Below are 5,826 nucleotides of genomic sequence, written 5' to 3'. Positions count from 1 at the left end.
CCCCACTTCCGGCGCAGTCGAAACGGAAAACTCCTTGGAAAACAAAGAGTTACGCAGTTTTCGGCAGCGGGTTGCTTCAGGTCATCGAAGCCAGAAAGAAGTTGAAAAAGAGGTGTTGACAGCAGCGTGTAACGCTGTAGAATTCGCCGTCCCGCTGACGAGAGATCTGAAGCGCAAGTGGTTGAAGTTGTTAAGGAAATCCTTGAAAACTTCTGAAAAATACCACTTGACAGCAAATGAGGCTGCTGTAGAATGCGCGCCTCGGTTGAGACGAAAGATCTTAACMAACCGCTCTTTAACAACTGAATCAAGCAATTCGTGTGGGTGCTTGTGGAGTCAGACTGCTAGTCAACAGATTATCAGCATCACAAGTTACTCCGCGAGAAATCAAAGATGTAACCAACGATTGCTGAGCCAAGTTTAGGGTTTTCTCAAAACCCAAAGATGTTTGAACTGAAGAGTTTGATCATGGCTCAGATTGAACGCTGGCGGCAGGCCTAACACATGCAAGTCGAGCGGATGACAGGAGCTTGCTCCTGAATTCAGCGGCGGACGGGTGAGTAATGCCTAGGAATCTGCCTGGTAGTGGGGGACAACGTTTCGAAAGGAACGCTAATACCGCATACGTCCTACGGGAGAAAGCAGGGGACCTTCGGGCCTTGCGCTATCAGATGAGCCTAGGTCGGATTAGCTAGTTGGTGAGGTAATGGCTCACCAAGGCGACGATCCGTAACTGGTCTGAGAGGATGATCAGTCACACTGGAACTGAGACACGGTCCAGACTCCTACGGGAGGCAGCAGTGGGGAATATTGGACAATGGGCGAAAGCCTGATCCAGCCATGCCGCGTGTGTGAAGAAGGTCTTCGGATTGTAAAGCACTTTAAGTTGGGAGGAAGGGCATTAACCTAATACGTTAGTGTTTTGACGTTACCGACAGAATAAGCACCGGCTAACTCTGTGCCAGCAGCCGCGGTAATACAGAGGGTGCAAGCGTTAATCGGAATTACTGGGCGTAAAGCGCGCGTAGGTGGTTTGTTAAGTTGGATGTGAAAGCCCCGGGCTCAACCTGGGAACTGCATTCAAAACTGACAAGCTAGAGTATGGTAGAGGGTGGTGGAATTTCCTGTGTAGCGGTGAAATGCGTAGATATAGGAAGGAACACCAGTGGCGAAGGCGACCACCTGGACTGATACTGACACTGAGGTGCGAAAGCGTGGGGAGCAAACAGGATTAGATACCCTGGTAGTCCACGCCGTAAACGATGTCAACTAGCCGTTGGGAGCCTTGAGCTCTTAGTGGCGCAGCTAACGCATTAAGTTGACCGCCTGGGGAGTACGGCCGCAAGGTTAAAACTCAAATGAATTGACGGGGGCCCGCACAAGCGGTGGAGCATGTGGTTTAATTCGAAGCAACGCGAAGAACCTTACCAGGCCTTGACATCCAATGAACTTTCCAGAGATGGATTGGTGCCTTCGGGAACATTGAGACAGGTGCTGCATGGCTGTCGTCAGCTCGTGTCGTGAGATGTTGGGTTAAGTCCCGTAACGAGCGCAACCCTTGTCCTTAGTTACCAGCACGTCATGGTGGGCACTCTAAGGAGACTGCCGGTGACAAACCGGAGGAAGGTGGGGATGACGTCAAGTCATCATGGCCCTTACGGCCTGGGCTACACACGTGCTACAATGGTCGGTACAGAGGGTTGCCAAGCCGCGAGGTGGAGCTAATCCCACAAAACCGATCGTAGTCCGGATCGCAGTCTGCAACTCGACTGCGTGAAGTCGGAATCGCTAGTAATCGCGAATCAGAATGTCGCGGTGAATACGTTCCCGGGCCTTGTACACACCGCCCGTCACACCATGGGAGTGGGTTGCACCAGAAGTAGCTAGTCTAACCTTCGGGAGGACGGTTACCACGGTGTGATTCATGACTGGGGTGAAGTCGTAACAAGGTAGCCGTAGGGGAACCTGCGGCTGGATCACCTCCTTAATCGACGACTCAGCTGCTCCATAAGYTCCCACACGAATTGCTTGATTCATTGAAGAAGACGAAAAGAAGCAGCCCGAAATTGGGTCTGTAGCTCAGTTGGTTAGAGCGCACCCCTGATAAGGGTGAGGTCGGCAGTTCGAATCTGCCCAGACCCACCAATTTTGTGTGGGAACCTGTAGAAATACGGGGCCATAGCTCAGCTGGGAGAGCGCCTGCCTTGCACGCAGGAGGTCAACGGTTCGATCCCGTTTGGCTCCACCACTAACTGCTTCTGATTGTGTAAAGCTTAGAAATGAGCATTCCATCGGTTCGATGGTGAATGTTGATTTCTAGTCTTTGACTAGTTCGTTCTTTAAAAATTTGGGTATGTGATAGAAAGATAGACTGAACGTTACTTTCACTGGTAACGGATCAGGCTAAGGTAAAATTTGTGAGTTCTCTTAGTTGAGAAATTCGAATTTTCGGCGAATGTCGTCTTCACAGTATAACCAGATTGCTTGGGGTTATATGGTCAAGTGAAGAAGCGCATACGGTGGATGCCTTGGCAGTCAGAGGCGATGAAAGACGTGGTAGCCTGCGAAAAGCTTCGGGGAGTCGGCAAACAGACTTTGATCCGGAGATGTCTGAATGGGGGAACCCAGCCATCATAAGATGGTTATCTTGTACTGAATACATAGGTGCAAGAGGCGAACCAGGGGAACTGAAACATCTAAGTACCCTGAGGAAAAGAAATCAACCGAGATTCCCTTAGTAGTGGCGAGCGAACGGGGACTAGCCCTTAAGTGGCTTTGAGATTAGCGGAACGCTCTGGAAAGTGCGGCCATAGTGGGTGATAGCCCTGTACGCGAAAATCTCTTGGTCATGAAATCGAGTAGGACGGAGCACGAGAAACTTTGTCTGAATATGGGGGGACCATCCTCCAAGGCTAAATACTACTGACTGACCGATAGTGAACTAGTACCGTGAGGGAAAGGCGAAAAGAACCCCGGAGAGGGGAGTGAAATAGATCCTGAAACCGTATGCGTACAAGCAGTGGGAGCCCACTTTGTTGGGTGACTGCGTACCTTTTGTATAATGGGTCAGCGACTTATTTTCAGTGGCGAGCTTAACCGAATAGGGGAGGCGTAGCGAAAGCGAGTCTTAATAGGGCGTCTAGTCGCTGGGAATAGACCCGAAACCGGGCGATCTATCCATGGGCAGGTTGAAGGTTGGGTAACACTAACTGGAGGACCGAACCGACTACCGTTGAAAAGTTAGCGGATGACCTGTGGATCGGAGTGAAAGGCTAATCAAGCTCGGAGATAGCTGGTTCTCCTCGAAAGCTATTTAGGTAGCGCCTCATGTATCACTGTAGGGGGTAGAGCACTGTTTCGGCTAGGGGGTCATCCCGACTTACCAAACCGATGCAAACTCCGAATACCTACAAGTGCCGAGCATGGGAGACACACGGCGGGTGCTAACGTCCGTCGTGAAAAGGGAAACAACCCAGACCGTCAGCTAAGGTCCCAAAGTTATGGTTAAGTGGGAAACGATGTGGGAAGGCTTAGACAGCTAGGAGGTTGGCTTAGAAGCAGCCACCCTTTAAAGAAAGCGTAATAGCTCACTAGTCGAGTCGGCCTGCGCGGAAGATGTAACGGGGCTCAAACCATACACCGAAGCTACGGGTATCACTTAGGTGATGCGGTAGAGGAGCGTTCTGTAAGCCTGTGAAGGTGAGTTGAGAAGCTTGCTGGAGGTATCAGAAGTGCGAATGCTGACATGAGTAACGACAATGGGTGTGAAAAACACCCACGCCGAAAGACCAAGGTTTCCTGCGCAACGTTAATCGACGCAGGGTTAGTCGGTCCCTAAGGCGAGGCTGAAAAGCGTAGTCGATGGAAAACAGGTTAATATTCCTGTACTTCTGGTTATTGCGATGGAGGGACGGAGAAGGCTAGGCCAGCTTGGCGTTGGTTGTCCAAGTTTAAGGTGGTAGGCTGGAATCTTAGGTAAATCCGGGATTCTAAGGCCGAGAGCTGATGACGAGTGTTCTTTTAGAACACGAAGTGGTTGATGCCATGCTTCCAAGAAAAGCTTCTAAGCTTCAGGTAACCAGGAACCGTACCCCAAACCGACACAGGTGGTTGGGTAGAGAATACCAAGGCGCTTGAGAGAACTCGGGTGAAGGAACTAGGCAAAATGGCACCGTAACTTCGGGAGAAGGTGCGCCGGTGAGGGTGAAGCATTTACTGCGTAAGCCCACGCCGGTCGAAGATACCAGGCCGCTGCGACTGTTTATTAAAAACACAGCACTCTGCAAACACGAAAGTGGACGTATAGGGTGTGACGCCTGCCCGGTGCCGGAAGGTTAATTGATGGGGTTAGCTAACGCGAAGCTCTTGATCGAAGCCCCGGTAAACGGCGGCCGTAACTATAACGGTCCTAAGGTAGCGAAATTCCTTGTCGGGTAAGTTCCGACCTGCACGAATGGCGTAACGATGGCGGCGCTGTCTCCACCCGAGACTCAGTGAAATTGAAATCGCTGTGAAGATGCAGTGTATCCGCGGCTAGACGGAAAGACCCCGTGAACCTTTACTATAGCTTTGCACTGGACTTTGAATTTGCTTGTGTAGGATAGGTGGGAGGCTTTGAAGCGTGGACGCCAGTTCGCGTGGAGCCAACCTTGAAATACCACCCTGGCAACTTTGAGGTTCTAACTCAGGTCCGTTATCCGGATCGAGGACAGTGTATGGTGGGTAGTTTGACTGGGGCGGTCTCCTCCTAAAGAGTAACGGAGGAGTACGAAGGTGCGCTCAGACCGGTCGGAAATCGGTCGTAGAGTATAAAGGCAAAAGCGCGCTTGACTGCGAGACAGACACGTCGAGCAGGTACGAAAGTAGGTCTTAGTGATCCGGTGGTTCTGTATGGAAGGGCCATCGCTCAACGGATAAAAGGTACTCCGGGGATAACAGGCTGATACCGCCCAAGAGTTCATATCGACGGCGGTGTTTGGCACCTCGATGTCGGCTCATCACATCCTGGGGCTGAAGCCGGTCCCAAGGGTATGGCTGTTCGCCATTTAAAGTGGTACGCGAGCTGGGTTTAGAACGTCGTGAGACAGTTCGGTCCCTATCTGCCGTGGACGTTTGAGATTTGAGAGGGGCTGCTCCTAGTACGAGAGGACCGGAGTGGACGAACCTCTGGTGTTCCGGTTGTCACGCCAGTGGCATTGCCGGGTAGCTATGTTCGGAATAGATAACCGCTGAAAGCATCTAAGCGGGAAACTAGCCTCAAGATGAGATCTCACTGGGACCTTGAGTCCCCTGAAGGGCCGTCGAAGACTACGACGTTGATAGGTTGGGTGTGTAAGCGCTGTGAGGCGTTGAGCTAACCAATACTAATTGCCCGTGAGGCTTGACCATATAACACCCAAGCAATTTGAGTCGAAAGGCCAGATTGCGGTGTGTGAAGACGCAATGAACCGAAAGTTCGWAATACTCACAAAACACCRATTKCTATCACATCCCCAATTTGCTGAAGCGCGGCCGACTGGCCACGATTCGGTACCCGAATTTCTTGACGACCATAGAGCATTGGAACCACCTGATCCCATCCCGAACTCAGCAGTGAAACGATGCATCGCCGATGGTAGTGTGGGGTTTCCCCATGTGAGAGTAGGTCATCGTCAAGATTAAATTCCGAAACCCCAATTGCGAAAGCAGTTGGGGTTTTGTTTTTGAAGTAGAAACATCAAGAATTCGCTGGCACGTCGTCAACGACGGACTCGCACACAGAATTTCTTGACGACCATAGAGCATTGGAACCACCTGATCCCATCCCGAACTCAGCAGTGAAACGAT

The 5,826-nt window shown here is 51.2% G+C and carries 2 tRNA genes and 4 rRNA genes; all 6 read left to right on the top strand.

From position 1 onward, the window contains the following. Positions 1-450 precede the first annotated feature (450 nt). Positions 451-1,987 (top strand): 16S ribosomal RNA (locus AD668_RS28215). An 81-nt stretch (positions 1,988-2,068) separates the two neighbouring features. Then, a tRNA-Ile gene (locus AD668_RS28210) sits at positions 2,069-2,145 on the top strand. A 27-nt stretch (positions 2,146-2,172) separates the two neighbouring features. Further along, positions 2,173-2,248: transfer RNA gene (locus AD668_RS28205), tRNA-Ala, on the top strand. 248 nt (positions 2,249-2,496) lie between these two features. Further along, positions 2,497-5,388, top strand: a 23S ribosomal RNA gene (locus tag AD668_RS28200). A 153-nt stretch (positions 5,389-5,541) separates the two neighbouring features. Beyond that, positions 5,542-5,657: ribosomal RNA gene (rrf, locus tag AD668_RS28195) — 5S ribosomal RNA — on the top strand. 108 nt (positions 5,658-5,765) lie between these two features. Next, positions 5,766-5,826 (top strand): 5S ribosomal RNA (gene rrf / locus AD668_RS28190); the annotation flags it as partial.

Source organism: Pseudomonas sp. P1.8 (genome assembly GCF_001269805.1).
Lineage (GTDB): Bacteria > Pseudomonadota > Gammaproteobacteria > Pseudomonadales > Pseudomonadaceae > Aquipseudomonas.
Note: the sequence above shows the minus strand (reverse complement) of the source record. Positions and strands in the feature narration are given on the sequence as shown.